Here is a 20,392-nt window from a genome sequence, read left to right as displayed (position 1 = left end):
CTACCCGTCTGGCACCATTTAGCAGGGGTAGTAAAGCACGTGGACTTAAGGATATAATCCACCGAATTTCAGCTGATGAATTCTATCATGCCCTGACAATGAGGGAGTCAATGCAGAAAAAACCACACACAATGATCCTCGGAACCGGTCGTGCCTTGCCGGAGAAGATTCTTACTAATGCCGATCTCGAACAGTTGGTCGAGACCAGCGATGCATGGATCACCGCCCGCACCGGGATCAAGCAGCGCTATATCGCCGCTCCCGGAGCGTCGCTCTCAGATCTGGCGACCACTGCGGCCAACAATGCCCTGCAGGATGCCGGCGTAACCGCCGAGGAAATCGACCTGATCATCCTCGGCACAGTCACCGGGGATATGAAATTTCCCGCCACAGCCTGCCTGATCCAGGAAAAGCTCGGGGCAAAAAATGCAGTAGCTTTCGATATCTCCGCCGCCTGCTCCGGGTTTCTCTACGGCGTACAGATAGCCGAGGGACTCATGGCCACCGCCAACTATCAACGAGTACTGGTTATCGGCGGTGAAATCCTCACCTCGATGGTCGACTGGCAGGACCGGGATACCTGTGTTCTCTTCGGAGATGGCGCCGGTGCCGTGGTCCTCGGCCCATCCGATGGCAGGCGGGGTCTATTGGAAGCCTGCATGGGCAGCAACGGCGCGCATAGCGAACTGCTCTATAACCCCGGTGGCGGCTGTGTTCATCCCCCCAGCGCAGAAAGCATCGAAAACAAGATGCACTCCATCCGCATGGAAGGCAAAGAAGTCTTCCGCCACGCGGTCATCTCCATGTCCGGCGCCCTGAATCAAGTCCTGAAACAGGCCGGTTTAACAGCAAATGACCTCGACCTGCTGATCCCCCACCAAGCCAACCTGCGCATCATCGAGGCACTGGGCAAGCGCTTTAAGCTTCCAACGGAAAAGGTCTACGTAAATGTCGATCGTTACGGCAACACCTCATCCGCGTCCATTCCCATCGCCCTCGATGAACTTCGCCGTAACGGAGAGCTCAAAGTGGACAGCTTGGTCGGTCTGGTCTCATTTGGTGCCGGTTTTACCTGGGCAGCAGCGCTGCTGCGTTTTTAGCCGCGACTGCAGGAAAAAACCCAGCACATTAGCGACACGGATCACTTAAAACGCAAAAGGGGTACCTCACATACGGAGGCACCCCTTTTGTTTTTTCAATGGAAAAATGTCCCCCTTAAAAGGGCCATCCGCTCTATAAAAGTAAATATCTATTTACGCAGAACCTTGATCACTGCAGAGAAATCCTCTTCGCCACGACCATCCTTGACCGCCTGCTCGTAGACCTTAAGCACAGCGTCATTGCCCGGCAACTGCAAATCAGCTCTGTCGGCTGCGACCTTAACGGCTTGCAAGCCTTCAGAAACATACTTGAGGGCTAGATTGCGGGAGAAGTCACCCCGCGAGATAGTGCGTCCCTTAGAGTGAGCCAGCGGAGAAGCTAAACCACCGGAATCAAACACCTCGAGGATTCGATCAGCGCTGAATCCCAGTTTATCGCCAAAGACCAACGCCTCGGACAAACCTTCCATCAAATGCGCCTGGAACAGAGTCACGACAAACTTCATCCGCGTCGCGGAGCCAATCTCGCCCATGTGGATGAGATTGAGGGAAATATAGGAGAAGATTTCGCGACAACGGCCGAGCAGAGCCGAATCTCCACCGGCCAGAACGGTCAACAGGCCGTTGGCAGCATGTTCCTTGGTTCCCCAAACCGGGGCCTCCAGAAACATGATCCGCTGTTTGGCTGCTTCTTCCGCCAGTTCAAGGGTGGTTTCAAGAGAATGGGTGCCCATATCAACCAGAATAGTGCCAGGGTCAAGGCCTTTAAGAAAACCGGTCTCGGTAGAAAGAGCAGCTTCCAGCTCTTCTCTTTCCGCCAGAATAACGATCACCAGATCTTTGCCCCTGGTCGCTTCAATGGCGGTGGCTGCTCCGTTGGCCCCCAGCTTAACAAGTTCACTGACAGATTCAGCATTATTATCAAAAACAGTCAGGTCATAGTTCCCTTTCATCAGGTTGATCGCCATGTGTCTACCAACCGTCCCAAGCCCAACAAAGCCAACCTTTTTAATCATGAACTTCCTCCTATCTTGATAACAGATGAGTTAAAAACAGAGATATTCTACACCTAGTAATAGCAAAAAAACAACCAACTAAACGGCTACTCCCCGCCTTTATCTATACATATTGGCCCATGTAAAAAATCACAGAGATCCTCTGTCAAAAAAACAGAACAAATTGACCCGCTTCGGACAGACTTAGCGATGTTTCTTAACTTTAGCGCGGAGCGATTTTGGTGGTTTACCCGACTTGGCGACAGTTTTAAATTCAGGCTCATAACCGACCATAAAGCTGTCCGTGGTTTCATTGCGGAGGCTCAAGAAATGGGCATTATTTTTAGACAAAGGACAAAGAGGGAACTGGCATGGCTCGAAGCCGAATTTTTGAAAGAAAGCAGGTGCGCCAAAAACAAACAACGGCTGGTCTTTGATGACCTGTTGCCGCAAAGCAAACCGGAGCAACTCCGAGCCCACCCCCTGCTTCTGAAATTCAGGAGAAACGACCATCGGCGCAAGGTGTAAGCCACAGACCTCGTCACCATGATAGGCATTGGAAAAACCGATATATGCGATCACCTTATTGGTGTGCAGACAAACCCAGCCATGAACAAGCTTGCCATTTTCATGGAGTCGCTGCACCAAACTGGCCTCGTATTTAGCGCCGCTTGCAACCCGATTCAACAGGGCGTAGGCCTTTGCTTGGTTTGCTTCACTGACTTTTTGTATTTTCATAACAATTCCAAAAAAGATTGCGGATAAAAAACATTAACAGAGTCGAAACTGGCCATCATCTTCAGCGTCATATTCTGCATCTTCCCAGTTAGCAACCACCGCCGGCGCAGAGGGGACAACGGGCAGCGGGACGTTGTCCTCAGCGGCAGAGGTTTCCTCGGGCGGAGTTACCACCGGCAACTCCGCCTCCGGACGCATTCCCGCTTCGGCCGCGCGCTTGGCCAATTTGTCGCAGCGTTCATTAAAAGGATGTCCGGCATGACCACGCACCCACTGCCATTCAACCTGATGCTGGCGCGCAAGGCTGGCCAGTTGTTGCCAGAGGTCTTGATTTTTTAGTGCCCCCGACTCTTCCAGTCGACCGTTGCGGATCCAGCCGTTAAGCCATTCATTCATCCCGCGGACCAGGTATTGCGAATCGCTGAAAACCCGAACCCTGCTGCGATTGGTCAAGGCCTCCAGGCCTTTGATTGCGGCAATAAGTTCCATCCGTTGCGAGGTGGCGACCGGCTCAAAACCACTCAAGTCCCTTTCATGCTCGCCATAACGCAACACCACTCCATAGCCGCCCGGCCCGGAATCCCGGCCCGACCCGTCACTGTAGAGTTCGACCACGCCTGCTGGCGGCGGAGTGAAGGCGATCTCCAAACCATCAAATTCCAGCTGGCGTAACAAGGGAATCAAATCCTCAAGCCTTGGCGGCTGACAGCACAGATCGGACAGAGCGACATCCAGTTCAACATCATAGCGAACCGTGGCCAGGGTTTTCGATAGCCGCGCCTGCTCAGCATGGGCCTGTAGATTCTCCCGGCGCTTCTTGCCATTGACCAGACTGGTCCACTGCAGGACGCCTTCGAGGGAACCGAACTGCTGCACCAGCTCAGCGGCGGTTTTTTCGCCGATGCCGGGAACACCCGGAATATTGTCGGATGTATCGCCGGCAAGGCCGAGGATGTCCTGCACCAGCTCTGGACCGACGCCGAAACGCGCAAAAACCTCTGCTGCGCCGGAACGTTTATCCTTCATCGTATCGAGCAGGCCGATGCGCTGATCGACAATCTGCAGCAAATCCTTGTCGCCTGTGACCACCGTAACCTCGATTCCATCAGCAGCATAACGGCGGGCTAAGGTGGCCATCACATCATCAGCCTCAAAGCCGGGGGATTCCAGGGCAGGGATATTAAGAGCCTGCACGATCTGCTTGATGTATGGAATCTGCAGGGCCAGATCCTCAGGCATGGCATCGCGGTTCTCCTTATACTCGGGATAGATTTCCCGGCGGAAGGTCCCTTCCCTTGGGGGATCGAAGACCACGGCCAGATAGTCGGGGCGGTGCTCCTGTAACAAGTTAAGAAGCATCCGGGTAAAACCAAAGATGGCGTTGGTCGGCATTCCGTCGGCGGTCGCCAGATCGCGGATGCCATAATAGGCACGGTAGATATAACTGGAGCCGTCGAGTAAATAGAGTTGGGGCGTTGATTTCACGTGTTCTCCTGAATTACGGATTCGCTGGTGCCGTAACAACCCGTTTAGCGCTGCGCGCCTCGGCTTCGATAAAGACCTTCTTGACCTTCGGCCAGGCGTGTTTGATCTTCCTATCCAGCGTGCCGATGGTCTCTTCCAGCTCTCCGGCGCTGATCTGATCGGAAAAATCCACGCTCAGATTCACCAGGATGAACTGGGGCCCCATGTGCATGGTCAGCACCTCATTAACCTGCTCAACCTGCGGATAAGCAGCCACCATGCTACGGATAGCACTGACCACCTCGGTATTGGCACTTTCACCGATCAACAGGCCCTTGGTTTCATAAGCCAGCCAGCTCGCGGTACCAGCGAGGATCAGGCCGATGATGATCGAGGCCAGTCCGTCGAAGATGAGGTTTCCCGTGACCTGGGAGAGGAAGACGCCGAAAAAAGCGACCAGCAGACCGAGGATTGCCGCCGAGTCTTCAAACAGCACGACAAAGGTGGTTGGATCCTTGCCCTTTTGCACCGCCTCCAGGTAGCCCCATTTGCCCTTGGCACGGGAGAATTCGGTGAGGGCAAAATAGAGCGCGGCGCCTTCAAACAGAATCGCCAGGCTGAGAACCAGATAGTTGATGTAGGGGCTGGTGATCGGTGCCGGATTGAGCAATTGGTGGATCCCTTCGTAGAGGGAAACACCAGCACCGACGGCAAAGATCAACAGCGCGACCACGAAACTCCAGAAATAGACTTCCTTGCCATGGCCGAAGGGGAAACGCTCGTCGGCCGGCTTTTTTGCCCGGTGCAGTCCCAACAGCAGGAGCAGCTGGTTGCCGGTGTCGACCACCGAGTGGATCCCTTCGGAGAGCATCGCCGAGCTGCCGGTCAGGCTTGCGGCGATGAACTTGGTGATGGCGACCAGGGCGTTGCCGATCAGGGCGGCGTAGATGACTTTTTTGGATGAAGCGGCCACTGCGGGCTCCTTTTTATATAAACTAAGCGAACTTTAGAATCTTAGGACCGGCGGGTTGCGTCCCGCCAGACGCCTTACTTTTTGTCCAAGCCAACAAAAAGTAAGCAAAAAATGGCTTTTTTATTTCGGCCGCAAGCTTTCAGCTGCCTTCTTCAGCAACCGATTAAACTAAGAACTGACGAGCTTCGTTTCGAATAAATACAAAAAGCCCCGGCTCGCAAGCTCACACGGGTTAAACGGATGCGACGCTGCCGCAACTGATCCAACGGCAAACGCATCTAGCATTGAGTGCGGACCGAAAAGCTTATGCGCGTTCAGACGTTCGATTGCCCCCACGGTCGTCACCGTTTAACCCGTTCGAGCGGCTTCTTGCTCGTCCGGGGCCTAGCGCTTTCAGGTGCAACAACGACGCAGTGTTTTTAGCGTCATCTGACCACCGCCCTCCCCCACAATGCGCAAAAACTCGAGACAGAAATAAAAAAGAGTTTCTTTTGCTTCGTTTTCTTTGCGATTCAAAGAAAATGACGTCGGCTATCGGGCCGAAACCCGACGGTTTTGCCCTAAAAGGGAAAAGCGTCAGCTAAACCGACGAATCTTATAAAACCGCCCCTTGATCTTATTTTCACTCAACCGCGCCAAAGCAAGCTTGGCACTCTCGCGGCGAATCGCAACATATGTGTGAAAATCAAAAACATTGATTTTCCCCACTTCGCTGCCGGCAATCCCCGCCTCACCAGTCAAGGCTCCGAGGACATCCCCCGGCCGCAGTTTATTTTTCCGCCCGCCATCAATACACACGGTCACCATCGGCGCCGCAAGGGGGGTCGAGGTCGGCATACTCAAGCTATCCAGCTCGGCCCGTTCGACAGTTGCGCCGAGCAGCTCTTCAATCATCGCCACCCTCCGTCGATCTCTATCCGTCACCAGACTGAGCGCCAAACCTTGCTCACCGGCACGCCCGGTGCGGCCGATACGGTGGATATGCACCTCGGGATCGCGGGTCAGCTCAAAATTGATAACGGCGGTCAGCTCTTTGATATCAATGCCACGCGCCGCAACATCGGTAGCGACCAAAACGGAAACACTTTTGTTGGCAAAACGCGCCAGGACCTGATCGCGCTCACGCTGTTCCAAATCGCCATGGATCGCCAACGCCGAAAAACCGCGCTCACTAAGCGCAGTGGCGACCTCCTGGCAATCCTTTTTGGTGTTGCAGAAGATCAGCGTCGATTCGCTCCGGTAGTGGCCGAGAATCCGCGCCACTGCGGCAGTACGCTTGTCACTTTCGACGGCGAAAAACAGCTGCTCGATCTGTCCACCATCATGCACCGTCTCAACCTTGACGGTGATCGGTTGTTGCTGCACCGCCTCGCTCATGGCGGCAATCGAGGTCGGATAGGTGGCCGAAAAAAGCAGCGTCTGTCGATTACTCGGCGTCGCCGCGACGATGCTGGCCAGATCGTCGGCAAAACCCATATCGAGCATCCGGTCCGCTTCATCCAGGACCAGCATGCGCAGCGACTTCAAATCGAGGCTCCCCCGCGACAGGTGGTCAATAATTCGCCCCGGCGTGCCAACGACGATATGTGCGCCATGCTCGAGCGAGCCGAACTGTGGACCAATCGGCACGCCGCCGCAGAGGGTGAGAATCTTGACGTTGTCAGTAAAACGCGCCAAGCGCCGCAACTCCTTGCTGACCTGATCGGCCAGTTCGCGGGTCGGACAGAGCACCAACCCCTGCACGCAAAATCGGCTCACCACCAGCTTCGACAGCAAACCGATGCCAAAAGCAGCGGTCTTACCACTGCCGGTCTTGGCCTGGGCGATCACATCGCTCCCGGCAAGGATCAGCGGCAGACTTTCGGCCTGGATCGGAGTCATCTCGTTATAGTCGAGTGAGGCAAGGTTCTGCAGCATGGAGTGTTTTAGCGGCAGATGGGCAAATACTGTCGTGCTCATGGAGTCTCTTTTTCTTTACGCATCAAGGGGTTTAAGTGACATACATAAATTGGGCGGTAAAGCCAGTAAGGGCGACTTTCCATAACAGAAGTCGCCCTTACTGTTGGTTTAATTAACACCGGCTACAATTGGCTGATCGCCACCTGAATATTGTCAATCCGCTTCTGATTCGACGGGTGGGTGCTTAAAAAGCCTCCACTCGAGCCGTTGCCCGCCTGTAACGTCTCTATCGAGCGCTTCATCGCATACGGATCCCGGCCCAGCTGTTTCAAGGCCCGAACCGCATAGGCGTCGGAGGCCAATTCGTCGGCCTGGGAAAAGTGGGCGCTGATCGCGGTACGTGCTATCGCCCCGAGTTGTGATGAGGACAACGCACCGATGGTCCCACCCACTGAAGAGACGGTGTCGAAGGCAACGTTGGTCAGAAGTGCCTGTTTCATCTGCTGATAGCTATGCTTAAGCTTGACGTGACCGATTTCATGACAAAGAACCGCCAGCACTTGATCATCCGGCATACTATCCATTAAGGCCGAGTGCACCCGCACCGTGCCATCGGCCATGGCAAAGGCATTGACATCGGCGGAGATATAGACCTTAAAGTTCAAACTCAGGCCATCGTATTGACGCAGCGGGTCGGTCAGCTTGGCCAAGCGGATGACATAGGAGCTGTTCGCCGCGGCAACCTGACTTTTGCTGTCCAGCTCGTTGGCCGAAAGTGAGGCCGCCTGCTGCACACTTTGTTCATCCAGCAACGATGCCTGCAGCACACCTGAGCCGAGCGCTATGGCCTTATTGGTATCAAAGCCACCATTAGCGGCACAACCACTGAGCAACAAAAGCAGAGCAAACAGGACCAGAGGTAATTTCAGCAGCATGGTGATTCCTTTCGGGTTAAATATTCCGTACGACGAATGCCGGTTTGAGAGTCTACAGCAGACAGCCTGCCGCTGGCAAAAGGTTTCCCGCCCAAAAACCAACACGGGTTACCTACGGGCCCGATCGAAACGGCAAGGGTCTTAGAAAAGCAGCCTGCGCTGCGACTCAAACTCCATGTTTTTACCGGAAACCGGATCGATAAATTTCACCCGTCGGGCAATCAACTGCAGCGGGTTATCCAGATCATCATCCTGCGGCGGAAGCAGTTGCGGATAATACCTGTCGTTGAGTATTGCAAAACCGAGATCACTCATATGTACCCGGAGCTGATGCTTCTTCCCGGTGATCGGAGAGAGCAGAAAATGGCCACGATTTCCACGAAGAGCCAACAGTGTAATCCGCGAGCGCGCGTTGCCGACTCCCGCCGCGCTCTGCATCCGGAACCAAGGCTCGGCCTTAACCAGTCGGTTCTCCACCGTCCAGTCACTTATCTCCGGGCGGTGGCTGAGCGCAGCAAGCGCTTCATAGTGTTTCTCAATCCGACCGGCCTGAAAAAGTTCGTGATAGCACCCGCGGGTCGCCTTGTTGGTGGAAAAAAGCACCAAGCCCGAGGTTTCACGGTCAATCCTGTGCAGCGGCACCAGATCGTCGTTGCCGGTTTTTAGCTTGAGACGATGCAGCAGACATTCATTGATATAGGGGCCCGCAGGCGTGACCGGGAGGAAGGGCGGTTTGCAAGCAACCAGCAGCTCATCGCTGTGAAAGAGGATCTTTTCGTCCAGCGGGATCAGCGGTTCCTGTGGCACTTCACGAAAATAAAACAGCCGCGACTGCGGAACATAGGGAGTCTCGTCGGTAATTGCAATGCCCGCCTCATCCAGAACCTTGCCCTGCAAAATCCGCTGTTGCCAGACATCCATCCCAACCTGGGGAAACCTCTGCACCAAAAAGTCGAGGATAGCGGGATAGGGCTTAGCGGCGCAGGGAAGACTGACACACGACGGGTAGTTGGATATCCCCAAGTTTCGATCCTGTTTTAAGTAGACGGAACCACCAGATTGACTGCGAAAGCGACACTTTAACACGTTTGAATTATTAGCGGTTACAAGCTAAAGTTGCTGAAAACTGCCGCTAATTGCCCTGCCCCTCGATTATTGCTTACCTATTTCCGCAGAATTTGTTACTTTACCCACACATAAACACCAAAAAATTCAAGAGGTTGGCTGATGAAAAATGTTATTTCCCTCGCCTTGATCACGGTTCTGCTGTTTAGCACACTGCTCTACGCCGCCGAGCAATGGGACCAGAAACAACATCCCATCTGCAATTTTTGCGGCATGAACCGGGTGAAATTCCCCACCGTTCGCATGCTGCTCGCCTACAAGGATCAAGAAGCTGTCGCCACCTGCAGTCTACATTGCACCGCTTGCGCCCTGTCACTGAGCTTCGACAACCAGCCGACCACCATCAAAGCCAGCGATTTTAATTCTCATCAATTGATCGATGCCAAAACCGCCACCTGGGTGGTGGGTGGTGAAAAACCGGGCGTCATGACCTCCCGCGCCAAGTGGGCCTTCGGTGATCGCAACGCAGCCGAGCAATTTGTCAACGCCTACGGCGGCAACATCGTTGACTTTGAACAAGCACTTGAGGCCGCGGTCGCTGACAACTCAAAGGACACCTTGCTTTTGCATAAAAGAGGCAAAAAGAAACAAATCTAATCACCACCCAACAAACCGACCCCCCAAGTGACACTATGCAAGCAACGCAGTTCAAGCAGCGCTGATTTTACCGGTTTCATTATTTAGTATAATTCCCTTCCCCCACCGCCCCTAACCTGCTAATCTCAACGGATTGTTTTTATTGCGTTTAATTGATTCAGGGTGGGGGCATGGCACGAGCTAAAAGCAGTGGTCTCAGCAAATCACTGATCCTCAAGGGGTTGCAGTGCCAAAAGGCGCTGTGGCTGGCGAAAAATCCCCCCGAGTTTGACTTCCCTCCACAACCCGATTTGCAAGCCAAATTCCAACTCGGCACCGAGGTCGGCATCCTCGCTCAGCAGCTTTTCCCCGGCGGTATCGAGGTTCCCTACGAGGGACTAACCTTTCCCGCCCAGCTGGCCCGCACCAAAGAACTGATCGATAACGGCACAGATATCATCTACGAAGCCTCGTTCTCCTTTTCAGCGATCTTCGTCAAAGTCGATATCCTGGTCCGCGACGGTGCGAACTGGCAGATTTATGAAGTCAAAATGGGCACCGGCATCAAACCGATCAATCTTGATGACGTTGCCGTGCAGCAGTATGTGTTAAGCGGTTGCGGCCTGTCGGTTTCCAAAGCGTTTCTGGTCCACATCAATAACAGCTATGTTCGCCAAGGTGCCATTGAGGTCGATAAACTGTTCGCCCGCGCCAATATCAGTCGCAAGGTCACGGCTCGCATGCAGGGTATGGCGGAGATCGTCAGCGAACTGCGCGGCTCGATGCGCGATGAAAATGAACCGAAAATCGACATCGGCCCACACTGCAGCGACCCTTACGAATGTGATTACACCCCCTACTGCTGGCGCCATATTCCCGAAAATTCTGTTTTCGATTTGCGCGGCAGCGGCGTCAATAAGTTCGATTACTACCAGCAAGGCGTTGTTGAATTAAAAAACTTGCCCTTCGACGAGCTCAACGAAAAACAGCGCCAGCAGGTCGAAGCGACCCTGAATCAGCAGGACTCAACCGATAGCGTCAAGGTCCAAGAATTTCTCGACAGCCTCTGGTATCCGCTCTGCCATCTCGACTTTGAAACCTTCAACACCCCGATCCCCAAATTTGATGACACCCGCCCCTACCAGCAGGTGCCATTTCAGTTTTCCATTCATGTCCAACAAACCGCCGGGGCCGAAGCGCAACACTTTGAGTTTCTCGCGGCGCCGTCCGGCGACCCGCGCCGCGAACTGATCGAGCAACTCCTGACCGTGATTCCGGCGGATGCCTGCGTACTGACCTACAATCAAGCCTTTGAAAAAGGCGTGCTGCGCAACCTCGCCGAACTGTTTCCCGAGCTGGCCGCGGAGATCAAGTTGCGGATCGATAATGTCCGCGACCTGATGGTGCCGTTTCGACAGCGCGCTGTTTATCGCTGGCAGATGCGCGGCTCCTATTCGCTCAAAGAAGTGCTGCCGGCACTGGTTCCCAAGCTCTCCTATGCCGGACTGGATATCGCCGACGGCATGGCGGCGATGCAGGCCTATCATCAAATGTGCAGTTTGGATGATCCACAGGAACTGGCTGAATTGCGGCAGGCGCTGCGGTCCTATTGCCGGCTAGACACGATGGCGATGGTTGAAATTTTAAATAAACTCAACGACTTACAATCCTGAGATCACAGATCGTGAGCGCAAGGTTCAGTCATAAATATCGAGCAGAAGCCTACCAGCAAGTGAAGCAAAAGGTATTGTGTCCCGTATTTTCTAAACTCAAGGAAGTGAAAGGATTAAGAAAATGAGCATTTTTACCAAACCACTGGTTGTGACCCCATTCTCCGACGGCAAAACCTGGCGGCTGACCAAAAACTTCAGCTACGCCATCGGCAGCGAAGACAGCGGCAAAACAGTCGACGTGCCAAAAGGATTTTCCACCGACTTCGCCAGCGTGCCCTGCCTGTTCTGGATTTTCCTGCCGAAATGGGGCAAGTACGGCAACGCCGCAGTCATCCATGATTATCTTTATTACGACCAGTCGACCAGTCGCACTGAAGCGGACAACATCTTTCTCCAGGCGATGATCGTACTCGATGTCCCGGTCTGGCAAAGGTACTGCCTGTTCACCGGGGTGCGGGTTGGCGGCTGGTGGGCCTGGATGGTCAACGCAAAGAAAAAAGCCCTCGGTTACAGCAAGATAGTCAAAAAGGCGACCGCCAAGTCGGCCGAGCAACCCGTCAACTGGAAAACGACCTTGAGTGAACTGCCGACGATTTTTGAGGGGAAAAAAGCAGCGGCCGAGGTTGACGTTGAGGCGGAACAGCCAAAAACAGAAACTGAAGCAAAATAAGTTCGGCATATTGCAATCGTGAGGTTCCAAATTGGAACCTCACGATTGGTGAAATTCCCCTGGAGAACAGAGCGGCATGAAATCCCCAAGGATCATCATCGGCGGCCGTACCCCATCAACGGTCCAGCTGCAAAGACTGCTTGATCAGCTCGGCTATGATGCGGTCACCGCCGAAAAAGGTGAACAGGTTCTGCAACAGCTCGAAGCCCAGCCGGCAAAACTGGTGATCTTTGATGGGCACCTGCCGGCCCGCGATGTGATCGCCACCCAGGAGCAGATCAAACGCCATCCGCAATGGGCGCAGATCCCGCAGATCATGATGGCCGCCAGGCACAGCAAAACAGCCGACAACGAATATATCCGTTTCGGCTACGACAGTTTGCTGTCAACGCCGTTTGATCTGCAGCAGATGCACACCCTGATACAGGAATTCCTGGCCACCGGGGAGACCAAGAAGCGTCACCATCCGCGGATCCGCTTCAATCAGCCGGTCACCGTTGTCCATAAAGGAAAAGCCAAGCAGTACCAACCACTGAACCTCTCCGAAGGCGGCATCTATTTAAAAGCTGAGCGTCCGCTGCCGGTCGGCACCCTGGTTGATCTCTCCCTGTTGCTGCCGGGGGAAAAGCCGCTAGCGCTCATCGGCCTAGTCGTCTATCAAAAAGGCTCCAGCCTCGAGATCCGAAAAGCCGCACCTGGCATGGCGATAAAGTTCCAGAAATCCGACAACCTTGCCACTGTCGCCATCTCGGACTACATCTACAGAACCGTACGGAAGGATTTGCCGAGCGGGGAAGAGTCAATTTTCAGCAGCGAGCAGCTAAGCGTTGATTGAGGCATTTGCCAAGTGAACCCATTCAGAGGATCTCTATAGCGATTTCTTCGCCGCGGGGGGAAATGCTCTTGAATGGCAGCGATGGTGAGTTACGCCACCATCGCCCGACGGGCTTCTCTCTCCAGCGCTTCCAGGCGCGAATCCTCTATCTCCTGCAGCACATCATCGACATCGGCAGCTTTAGTGCTGCCAACAAACTTACCGGTCAACAAAGCCTCTGGCAGTAAATCGCCGTTTTCGTAGATTTCCCAGATTTCCTCGGCAAAGTTCATGGTGAGAAGTTCGGGGGCAAACTGCCCAAAGTAGGCAGCGAGGTTGGCGACATCGCGGATAAAAAGCCGCTTGGCGTTGTTGTTTGCGGCGGCATCGATAACCTGCGGAAGATCAATGATCACCGGCCCATCGGCGGCGACCAGGATATTGAACTCAGATAGGTCGCCGTGGATCAGTCCGGCGCAGAGCATGCGCACCACCTCGTCGATCAGGGAGTGGTGATATTTCAGGGCCAGCTCTTCGCTCAGGCGCAGATCGTTGAGGCGCGGAGCAACCTCACCTTCAGCATCGACCACCAGTTCCATCAGCAGAACCCCTTCGGAAAAACTGTGTGGCTTGGGGACGCGGACTCCGGCGTTGTCTAAACAGACCAGAGCATCGACCTCAGCATTTTGCCAGACCACTTCCTGCTCCTGCCGACCAAATTTACTGTGCTTCTCCATAGCGCGCGAGCGGCGACTGTTGCGCACCTTGCGGCCTTCGGTATATTGCGTTTGCTTGTGGAAACTACGATGTTCGATCTCTTTGTAAACCTTGGCACAACGGATTTCATCATTGCAGCGGACCACGTAAACCTCAGACTCCTTGCCACTCATTAACTGGCCAAGAACCTCGTCGATCAAACCGTCCGCAAGCAACGGTTGTAATTTTGTGGGGATTTTCATAAATACTCATCTTAAACGATTGCTGTGTGCCGGAGACAGTTCAACGTTCTCCGGCGACTGGTGAAAATAAAAAAACAACGGTCTGAAATCATGAAGATTCCAGACCGTCTCATACAAAGTAAGGCCGTTCGACGAACACAAAACAGGCCTAGCAGACCAGTTATTTTCCTGCTTTTTTTGCCTTTTTATCGGCCTTTTTTTCTTTCATACTTTTAGCCGGTTCTTTTTTCTCCGACTTTTTGCTGTCCATTCCCTTACCCATGATTTTGCTCCAACTCTTACAATGCTGAGGATAATGCTCAAACGCAAATTTCTTACATCCTAGCACGTTTAGATTTTAAGCGTTTTTTTTCATGATGCGGGCGCCACCCTTGCGCTGCTGGACAACGCAATAACCTACTGTAAAGCTCCCTCTTTTATAACCACTTGCCAGTACAATCAACCGCAGAGTACAATCGAGCGACCCGAAAATTGATGAAGCAAAGAGCAACGGCGCGCAGAGAAGAACGACGCGAAAAAGGTCGACACCAAATGCAGCAATTAAAATATCTGGCCGGTTATCCAGAGCAAGTGACCGAGCAAATCGGCAAACTGGTTGCCGAGCAACGACTGGGCGAAGTACTGCGCAAGCGGTTCCCGCTCGCCCATGAGATCAAAACCGAGAAGGCGCTCTACGATTTTACCATTGAGCTCAAAAATCAGTTCCTGCGCAAAGCCCCACCTCTAAGTAAGGTGATCTTCGACAACAAGATTAACGTCATCCATGACGCCCTCGGGCTGCACACCTTTATTTCACGAGTTCAAGGGGGCAAGCTTAAGGCAAAAAATGAGATCCGCATCTGCGCCGTTTTTAAGATCGCACCGCTGGAGTTTCTGCGCATGATTGTCGTCCACGAGCTGGCGCACCTCAAAGAGAAGGAGCACAACAAGGCTTTTTACAGCCTCTGTCAGCACATGGAACCGGACTACCACCAACTGGAATTCGATCTGCGCGTCTACCTGACCTACCTGCAATTGTTCGGCCCGCTGTACTAGGGGCAGGTGAGCAATTTTGCCCGATTCAAAATATTTCAAGCCTTAGACTCACCGGGTTCCGCCCCGCTAGGTGCCTTACTTTTTGTGCAGAGCTTTTTCCCTTTGAGCCCCCCGTAACCCCTGTCACTCTCAAAGGCACATTTTTACTGTGCAATTGACTCGCAAAGGTGTGTTACGCAACCCGGAGGTCACAAATTGTGGTCACACGATTACAGCAAGAAATTGCCTCGAAAGGCGAAACATAAATTGGAACAACAGCGCACCGCCAAGCAACCGAAGAAAAAGCGTGGCCCGCGCGGGCTGACCCTGCTACATGAGGATAAGGATATTATCGTCATTGACAAACCGGACGGGCTGCTGACCGTCGGCACCGAGCGCGACAAGTCGCGCACCGCCCATTACCTGCTCAACGATTACGTGCGCAAGGGAGATGCGAAATCGCGCAACCGCGTCTATGTCGTCCATCGCCTCGATCAGGACACCTCCGGCATTCTGCTGTTTGCCAAAAGCGAAGCGGCCAAAAAGTTTCTGCAAGAGAACTGGGAGCAGACCGACAAGCACTATCTGGCCATCGTCCACGGTCATCTCGCCAGTAAAGAGGGGATCTTCACCACCGCACTGATTGAAAATGCCGCCCAGCGGGTCTACTCAACACCGGATACCAGCAAAGGCAAACTGTCGCGCACCGCCTATAAGGTTTTGCAGCAGACGAAAAGGTTCAGTCTGGTTGATGTTCATCTGCTCACCGGCCGCAAGCACCAGATTCGCGTCCATTTTGCCGAACAGGGACATCCGGTCGCCGGGGACAAAAAATACGGCACCGGCCAGTTAGTCTCAAAACGACTGGCCTTGCATGCCCGTTCGATATCGTTTATCCATCCTTTCCATGGGCGGAAGATGACTTTTGACACGGGTGTGCCGGAGGAATTTGTTCGGTTGCTGGCTAAGCTTTAGGGCATTAAACAGGAAGACAACGCGAATATGACAGCAAATCCCACATCAAAGGTGGAACCCTGGGACCTGGTCGCCGCAGGTTATACGAGAGAGCTGATCCTGGTCTTTTCCAAGTGGCGCGGGTTTGCAGTGGCGGTTGACAGGACTGGTGGACGGCAGGTATATATTGGCAACTATTTGAAATGACATGTTTATCTGAGGGGATGAGATGTGGGGATCTCTGGACCATAATAGATGATTTTAAAAGTCGCTTTTCAGCTTGATGCTGAAGGGCGGCTTTTGCTGTTTTATCAATACCTAATTCCATAGGCCCTATGGCCTGCAAGTGTAAAATTAAACATTCCAATCTAAATATCAAGACACCTTATGATCAGGAGTCCACCTATGAATTTCATCGAGGCCACCCCCCAAACCTGTAACCAAGACGGCATCTGCGCCGCTGTCTGCCCCATGAAGCTGATCGACTTCACCAAAGGGGCATACCCGACCCCCATTGCCGAGGTCGAAGAGCTCTGTATCCGCTGTGGCCATTGCGTGGCTGCCTGCCCATCGGCCAGCCTGCGGCATGCCGAGATCCCGCGGGAGCAGTGCCCGCCGGTGCAAAAAGAGCTGTTGCTGTCAGCGGAACAGAGCGAACAGTTTTTGCGCAATCGCCGCTCGATTCGTAATTATCGTAACCAGCCGGTGCCCCGCGAAAAGCTGCAAAAGCTGATCGAAATCGCCCGCTGTGCGCCGAGTGGCCACAACACCCAGTCCGCCGAGTGGCTGGTGATCAGCGACCGCGCTGAACTGGACCGCCTCAACGGTTTCGTCGCTGACTGGATGCGTTACATGCTGGCCAATATGGCAGAATTCGCGCTATCGCTGCACTTGGACAAGGCTCTGGAACGGATCGCTGCTGGAGAAGACGTGGTACTGCGCGGTGCCCCGGTGTTGATCGTGGCTCATGCCCCCAAAGATGACATGATGGCCCCTGCCACCTGCACCATTGCCTTGGCCCACCTAGAACTTGCCGCCACCGGCATGGACCTGGGCGGCTGCTGGGCCGGGTACTTTAACGCTGCTGCGGCCAATTTTCCGCCGCTGACCGCAGCTCTCGGCCTGCCGGAAGGACATCAGGCTTTTGGCTCCATGATGATCGGCACGCCGCAGTTCAAATATCACCGCCTGCCGGAGCGCAAACCCCCCAGCATCATCTGGCGCTGATTTTTTGCATGGAGATAAAAATTAAAATCAGCAACGCTTTTGCCAGCCTATCAATGTAGTACTACTTGACTTAAATCAGGCACAATCGTGGGCACACCAAGCTACCAAAGGAAAAAAACATGCGCATACTGGTCGCCGGGCTGATCATATTCTTTGCCGTCCACTCGGTGTCGATCGTCAACGAGGGCTGGCGCGATCGCATGCTGGCAAGAATCGGCGAAGGGCCCTGGAAGGTGCTCTATTCGCTGGCCGCCAGCATCGGTTTTATCCTGATGCTCTGGGGCTATGGCCTGGCCCGCCAGGAATCTGCGATGCTCTTTTTTGCTCCCCACTGGCTGCGGCATCTGGCAATGTTGCTGCTGCTGCCGGTTTTTCCCTTGCTGCTGGCCGCCTATCTGCCTGGGAGAATCAAGACGCTCGCCAGACATCCGATGTTGATCGCAACGCTGCTCTGGTCTGTTGCCCACCTGCTGGTCAACGGGAGGCTAGCCGATGTCCTGCTGTTCGGCGCATTTTTCCTCTGGGCTGGCCTGGATCTCTACTCCATGCGCAAGCGAACGCCACGTGCGGTGCTCTGTGCACCGGTCTCCAAGATCAATGATATTATTGTCCTGGTGCTTGGGCTTGTTCTCTATGGTCTGTTTGTTGTCTGGTTACACCGCCTGTTGATCGGGGTTGCGCTGATTGCGCCAAGCTCCTGATGCTCAGTCTACCTCCCCAACAAATAGGGGCACTTCCCACGTTTTTAATAAACCAGGAACACTCCTTGCTATTGCTGGATTAATTGCAAAATACGCGTAAAAAGGGGACAATTCCAATTTACGGCAGACACCGCTGGAACCTCATTCAAATTAGACAGCCCGTATCTGCCCCTGAAAACTGCAAGGGCATATATTTAATATGTTGCCGAGGAGGAATAAAAATGTCTGAAATAAAAGATCAAGGCAGCAAAGGCAAAGAGCTACTGGAGGAGGTCGCCCTGCGCTATGCCACCCAACACGGCCTGCGACCTGATAAGATCGAATGGATAAATCAGGGCTTCGACTGGATGCTGCGGGTCTGCACCGAAGAACATACCGTCAGAGTGGCCTTCTCAGCAGACGAGATCGAGTTTTTTGCTGAGGGCAGTCCGGAAGAAAACAAAGGGACCAAGATTAAAATCCGCAACGCTTTTGCCAGCCTGTCGATGTAAAGATAAAGGACCCCATGGAAACCAACGTTTTTCAGCGAACCCACACTGCCGACGCAGAAATCAGCGCCCACCTGTACAACGCCATCATCGGCATCACCCTGCTGATCGGCTTTGCCATCAACTATGCCATGGTCAAACATATCCCGGCCGAGGCGATTGCCAGCATCAATCCGTGGGTCTTTTTTATCGGCTATTTTGCCTGCTGTTTTGCCGGGGTCGCTCTGTTCTCAAAATCGGACAATCCGGCAATTAGCTTTCTCGGCTACCTGCTGGTGGTCACTCCGTTCGGCTTGATCATCAATCTGGTGGTCAGTCGCTACAGCGCCGACGTGGTCGGCAACGCCATTCAGGCAACCGGCGTGATCACCTGCATCATGATGCTGCTCGGCAGCATGTATCCGGGCTTTTTTAAAAGCATCGCCCGCGGGCTGTTTATTGCGCTGCTCTGCACGATTGTTGTCGAACTGGTGATGATTTTTGTCTTTAATGCCCACCACACAATTGTCGACTGGGCAGTGGTGCTGATCTTTTGCGGTTATATCGGCTACGATTGGGCGCGGGCCAACAGTATCCCCAAAACAGTTGATAATGCCATCGACTCGGCGGCGGCATTGTACATGGATATCATCAACCTATTTTTGCGCCTGGTGCGGATATTAGGACGCAGATAGTTCGACGAATAAAAACGGGAACGGGTATTTTTAGATAGCAGAACCCTGCCCCTGTCTCAAAGATATCCATCTGGAAAGGTGTCACCAATGCCTACCTACACTTATCACCCGACCACCTGTTTTGCAGGGAAACTGGGGAAAATCAAAAAACAGGATCCGACCGGATTTAAACGGATCAGCCAGGTCATCGAACGGCTGCTGCATAATCCCGAAGATGCTGATGGTCGAATGCGCGGTGTCCACCACAGTCGTTTCAAGAAATATGTCGGCCGACGCGATTACCGATTGATTTACGAATGGTGCGCGATCTGCCGCAAGACCAACAAGAAACTTGAAGATCGTTGCGACAAATGTGACGAGGTCAGCGACAACAGCGTCGTTTTCTTCGATGTTTTCCACAAAAACGAGGCCTGAGCGCTGGAGACAATTTACTCTAAGAGCTGCCCGCGGGGACCAGCACCTGCGGAATCAGTCTCCAGATTAACAAAGGATAAGCCATGCACATCGTCGCCATTTATCAGCTACAGGGCAGCGTCGACCAATTGGCCCGCGATCTCGCTGCCGTCCTTGGCAACACGCCCTACGAAACCCGCTCCCGGGTCAGCCTTGCTGGCGGCGGTCCAGGGGTGGTGGCCAATTTTGCCACCGCCGAACTGGCGAGTGTCTGCGCCGAGCGCTTGCGCGCCGCGGGCTTCGTCCCCCTGGTCGTCGACTCCGACCAACTGGACTCCGACCAGAATCGGCTGTGCGTCCGGCAGCTACAATTTACCACTGCGAGCCTGCAGATCATCACCAGTGACGAACAAAGCTTGAGCCTCCCCTACGACGAGATCAAACTGCTGTTGCGCGGCGCAGGGATCGTCAACAGTATTCAGGTCGAAGCCACAACAAAGAAAAAGTTCGCGCTCGGGCGGGCGCTTGCGACCGGAGGATTGGTGATGCGCAAGAAGGTCAAGACCGTGACCGAAAGCAGCCATCAAGAACGCCAGCCCTTCTGCCATCTCTACGCTCCGGGTCGACCACCTCTGGCGCTGCGACAGGCTGAGATCGACTACACCGCCCTCGGTGCTGATCGCCAACTCACCCAGACAGCGAATTTCAATTGGATCTGCGCCGAACTCCGTCGCCGCTGCCCCGCGGCGGACTGGGATGACCGTCTGCAGACCCGACCAGGGATGGCGCAATTGCTCGGCCTGACCTTCGATCCCGAACATAACCTGGATCTGGCGACAACCCTGATCGCCCGAAGTTGTGCACTGCTCGGCACCCAGAAATAGAAAAAGGGGAACAGTCCACTACGGCACCTGCCCCCCATAATCAGTTATCGAACTCGGCAAGCAGCTAAATTTTCTCCCGCAACCGACCAAATACATTCAGATCCACACTGATCTCCAATTCGCCAAGAAGTCCCGC

21 protein-coding genes are annotated in these 20,392 nt (G+C 53.8%); 13 read left to right on the top strand and 8 right to left on the bottom strand.

The features are described 5' to 3' along the window. The first annotated feature begins 110 nt into the window (after window positions 1-110). Window positions 111-1,100, top strand: coding sequence for a beta-ketoacyl-ACP synthase III (locus ACZ5PT_RS09265; RefSeq protein ID WP_464266537.1), 990 nt, complete (start codon window positions 111-113; stop codon window positions 1,098-1,100). Window positions 1,101-1,249: 149 nt separating this feature from the next. Here ACZ5PT_RS09265 and ACZ5PT_RS09260 read toward each other — a convergent pair whose 3' ends face one another. The 7 genes from ACZ5PT_RS09260 to ACZ5PT_RS09230 form a co-directional block, all read right to left on the bottom strand. Further along, entirely contained in the window at window positions 1,250-2,116 is an 867-nt protein-coding gene (locus tag ACZ5PT_RS09260) for an NAD(P)-dependent oxidoreductase (protein WP_464266536.1), read from the bottom strand. A 183-nt stretch (window positions 2,117-2,299) separates the two neighbouring features. Then, complete coding sequence (locus tag ACZ5PT_RS09255) at window positions 2,300-2,833, bottom strand: GNAT family N-acetyltransferase (RefSeq protein WP_464266535.1); 534 nt, start codon at window positions 2,831-2,833, stop codon at window positions 2,300-2,302. A 33-nt stretch (window positions 2,834-2,866) separates the two neighbouring features. Further along, complete coding sequence (gene rnhA, locus ACZ5PT_RS09250) at window positions 2,867-4,318, bottom strand: ribonuclease HI (protein ID WP_464266534.1); 1,452 nt, start codon at window positions 4,316-4,318, stop codon at window positions 2,867-2,869. A gap of 13 nt (window positions 4,319-4,331) precedes the next feature. Then, window positions 4,332-5,270, bottom strand: a complete 939-nt coding sequence (locus ACZ5PT_RS09245; RefSeq protein ID WP_464266533.1) for a cation diffusion facilitator family transporter — start codon at window positions 5,268-5,270, stop codon at window positions 4,332-4,334. Between the two features lie 576 nt (window positions 5,271-5,846). Then, on the bottom strand, window positions 5,847-7,229 hold the full coding sequence (gene dbpA / locus ACZ5PT_RS09240; RefSeq protein WP_464266532.1) for an ATP-dependent RNA helicase DbpA: 1,383 nt from the start codon (window positions 7,227-7,229) through the stop codon (window positions 5,847-5,849). Between the two features lie 122 nt (window positions 7,230-7,351). Then, on the bottom strand, window positions 7,352-8,104 hold the full coding sequence (locus tag ACZ5PT_RS09235) for a M48 family metalloprotease (protein ID WP_464266531.1): 753 nt from the start codon (window positions 8,102-8,104) through the stop codon (window positions 7,352-7,354). A gap of 141 nt (window positions 8,105-8,245) precedes the next feature. After that, the gene (locus tag ACZ5PT_RS09230) at window positions 8,246-9,127 is read right to left on the bottom strand and encodes a pseudouridine synthase (protein ID WP_464266530.1); all 882 of its coding nucleotides are present in this window, start codon (window positions 9,125-9,127) and stop codon (window positions 8,246-8,248) included. Between the two features lie 204 nt (window positions 9,128-9,331). On the opposite strand from ACZ5PT_RS09230, the gene ACZ5PT_RS09225 reads away from it, so the two are divergent. The 4 genes from ACZ5PT_RS09225 to ACZ5PT_RS09210 all read left to right on the top strand — a co-directional run bounded on the left by ACZ5PT_RS09225 (window position 9,332) and on the right by ACZ5PT_RS09210 (window position 12,983). Next, window positions 9,332-9,826 (top strand): nitrous oxide reductase accessory protein NosL, encoded by a 495-nt coding sequence (locus ACZ5PT_RS09225; protein WP_464266529.1) that lies wholly within the window; start codon window positions 9,332-9,334, stop codon window positions 9,824-9,826. 170 nt (window positions 9,827-9,996) lie between these two features. Further along, the gene (locus ACZ5PT_RS09220) at window positions 9,997-11,478 is read left to right on the top strand and encodes a DUF2779 domain-containing protein (RefSeq protein WP_464266528.1); all 1,482 of its coding nucleotides are present in this window, start codon (window positions 9,997-9,999) and stop codon (window positions 11,476-11,478) included. A gap of 121 nt (window positions 11,479-11,599) precedes the next feature. Continuing rightward, window positions 11,600-12,148, top strand: coding sequence for a DUF1353 domain-containing protein (locus ACZ5PT_RS09215; RefSeq protein WP_464266527.1), 549 nt, complete (start codon window positions 11,600-11,602; stop codon window positions 12,146-12,148). A 76-nt stretch (window positions 12,149-12,224) separates the two neighbouring features. Continuing rightward, window positions 12,225-12,983 (top strand): response regulator, encoded by a 759-nt coding sequence (locus tag ACZ5PT_RS09210; RefSeq protein ID WP_464266526.1) that lies wholly within the window; start codon window positions 12,225-12,227, stop codon window positions 12,981-12,983. 89 nt (window positions 12,984-13,072) lie between these two features. On the opposite strand, the gene ACZ5PT_RS09205 is transcribed toward ACZ5PT_RS09210, so the two are convergent. Continuing rightward, complete coding sequence (locus tag ACZ5PT_RS09205) at window positions 13,073-13,921, bottom strand: PA4780 family RIO1-like protein kinase (protein ID WP_464266525.1); 849 nt, start codon at window positions 13,919-13,921, stop codon at window positions 13,073-13,075. Window positions 13,922-14,452: 531 nt separating this feature from the next. On the opposite strand from ACZ5PT_RS09205, the gene ACZ5PT_RS09200 reads away from it, so the two are divergent. The 8 genes from ACZ5PT_RS09200 to ACZ5PT_RS09165 all read left to right on the top strand — a co-directional run bounded on the left by ACZ5PT_RS09200 (window position 14,453) and on the right by ACZ5PT_RS09165 (window position 20,256). Next, on the top strand, window positions 14,453-14,956 hold the full coding sequence (locus ACZ5PT_RS09200; protein ID WP_464266721.1) for a M48 metallopeptidase family protein: 504 nt from the start codon (window positions 14,453-14,455) through the stop codon (window positions 14,954-14,956). A 246-nt stretch (window positions 14,957-15,202) separates the two neighbouring features. Then, a complete protein-coding gene (locus ACZ5PT_RS09195; RefSeq protein WP_464266524.1) occupies window positions 15,203-15,910 on the top strand; it encodes an RluA family pseudouridine synthase in 708 nt (235 codons plus the stop codon). A 384-nt stretch (window positions 15,911-16,294) separates the two neighbouring features. After that, window positions 16,295-17,116 (top strand): nitroreductase family protein, encoded by an 822-nt coding sequence (locus tag ACZ5PT_RS09190; protein ID WP_464266523.1) that lies wholly within the window; start codon window positions 16,295-16,297, stop codon window positions 17,114-17,116. A 119-nt stretch (window positions 17,117-17,235) separates the two neighbouring features. Further along, a complete protein-coding gene (locus tag ACZ5PT_RS09185; protein WP_464266522.1) occupies window positions 17,236-17,817 on the top strand; it encodes an NnrU family protein in 582 nt (193 codons plus the stop codon). A gap of 221 nt (window positions 17,818-18,038) precedes the next feature. Beyond that, a complete protein-coding gene (locus ACZ5PT_RS09180) occupies window positions 18,039-18,308 on the top strand; it encodes a hypothetical protein (RefSeq protein ID WP_464266521.1) in 270 nt (89 codons plus the stop codon). A 14-nt stretch (window positions 18,309-18,322) separates the two neighbouring features. After that, entirely contained in the window at window positions 18,323-18,979 is a 657-nt protein-coding gene (locus tag ACZ5PT_RS09175; protein WP_464266520.1) for a Bax inhibitor-1 family protein, read from the top strand. A gap of 87 nt (window positions 18,980-19,066) precedes the next feature. After that, window positions 19,067-19,393 carry a type II toxin-antitoxin system RelE family toxin gene (locus ACZ5PT_RS09170; RefSeq protein WP_464266519.1) on the top strand — a complete coding sequence of 109 codons (327 nt, stop codon included), beginning with the start codon at window positions 19,067-19,069 and terminating at the stop codon, window positions 19,391-19,393. Window positions 19,394-19,476: 83 nt separating this feature from the next. Continuing rightward, window positions 19,477-20,256 (top strand): hypothetical protein, encoded by a 780-nt coding sequence (locus ACZ5PT_RS09165; protein ID WP_464266518.1) that lies wholly within the window; start codon window positions 19,477-19,479, stop codon window positions 20,254-20,256. Window positions 20,257-20,392 lie beyond the last annotated feature (136 nt).

This window comes from Desulfuromusa ferrireducens, assembly GCF_055389805.1.
This window is presented reverse-complemented; position numbering and strand designations above follow the sequence as displayed.

Bases quoted from the DNA above. Each gene is read 5' to 3' on its own strand.
- ACZ5PT_RS09265 (WP_464266537.1), top strand. From the start codon at position 111: ATGCAGAAAAAACCACACACAATGATCCTCGGAACCGGTCGTGCCTTG.
- ACZ5PT_RS09260 (WP_464266536.1), bottom strand. From the start codon at position 2,116: ATGATTAAAAAGGTTGGCTTTGTTGGGCTTGGGACGGTTGGTAGACAC.
- ACZ5PT_RS09255 (WP_464266535.1), bottom strand. From the start codon at position 2,833: ATGAAAATACAAAAAGTCAGTGAAGCAAACCAAGCAAAGGCCTACGCC.
- dbpA (WP_464266532.1), bottom strand. From the start codon at position 7,229: ATGAGCACGACAGTATTTGCCCATCTGCCGCTAAAACACTCCATGCTG.
- ACZ5PT_RS09235 (WP_464266531.1), bottom strand. From the start codon at position 8,104: ATGCTGCTGAAATTACCTCTGGTCCTGTTTGCTCTGCTTTTGTTGCTC.
- ACZ5PT_RS09225 (WP_464266529.1), top strand. From the start codon at position 9,332: ATGAAAAATGTTATTTCCCTCGCCTTGATCACGGTTCTGCTGTTTAGC.
- ACZ5PT_RS09220 (WP_464266528.1), top strand. From the start codon at position 9,997: ATGGCACGAGCTAAAAGCAGTGGTCTCAGCAAATCACTGATCCTCAAG.
- ACZ5PT_RS09215 (WP_464266527.1), top strand. From the start codon at position 11,600: ATGAGCATTTTTACCAAACCACTGGTTGTGACCCCATTCTCCGACGGC.
- ACZ5PT_RS09210 (WP_464266526.1), top strand. From the start codon at position 12,225: ATGAAATCCCCAAGGATCATCATCGGCGGCCGTACCCCATCAACGGTC.
- ACZ5PT_RS09205 (WP_464266525.1), bottom strand. From the start codon at position 13,921: ATGAAAATCCCCACAAAATTACAACCGTTGCTTGCGGACGGTTTGATC.
- ACZ5PT_RS09200 (WP_464266721.1), top strand. From the start codon at position 14,453: ATGCAGCAATTAAAATATCTGGCCGGTTATCCAGAGCAAGTGACCGAG.
- ACZ5PT_RS09190 (WP_464266523.1), top strand. From the start codon at position 16,295: ATGAATTTCATCGAGGCCACCCCCCAAACCTGTAACCAAGACGGCATC.
- ACZ5PT_RS09185 (WP_464266522.1), top strand. From the start codon at position 17,236: ATGCGCATACTGGTCGCCGGGCTGATCATATTCTTTGCCGTCCACTCG.
- ACZ5PT_RS09180 (WP_464266521.1), top strand. From the start codon at position 18,039: ATGTCTGAAATAAAAGATCAAGGCAGCAAAGGCAAAGAGCTACTGGAG.
- ACZ5PT_RS09175 (WP_464266520.1), top strand. From the start codon at position 18,323: ATGGAAACCAACGTTTTTCAGCGAACCCACACTGCCGACGCAGAAATC.
- ACZ5PT_RS09170 (WP_464266519.1), top strand. From the start codon at position 19,067: ATGCCTACCTACACTTATCACCCGACCACCTGTTTTGCAGGGAAACTG.
- ACZ5PT_RS09165 (WP_464266518.1), top strand. From the start codon at position 19,477: ATGCACATCGTCGCCATTTATCAGCTACAGGGCAGCGTCGACCAATTG.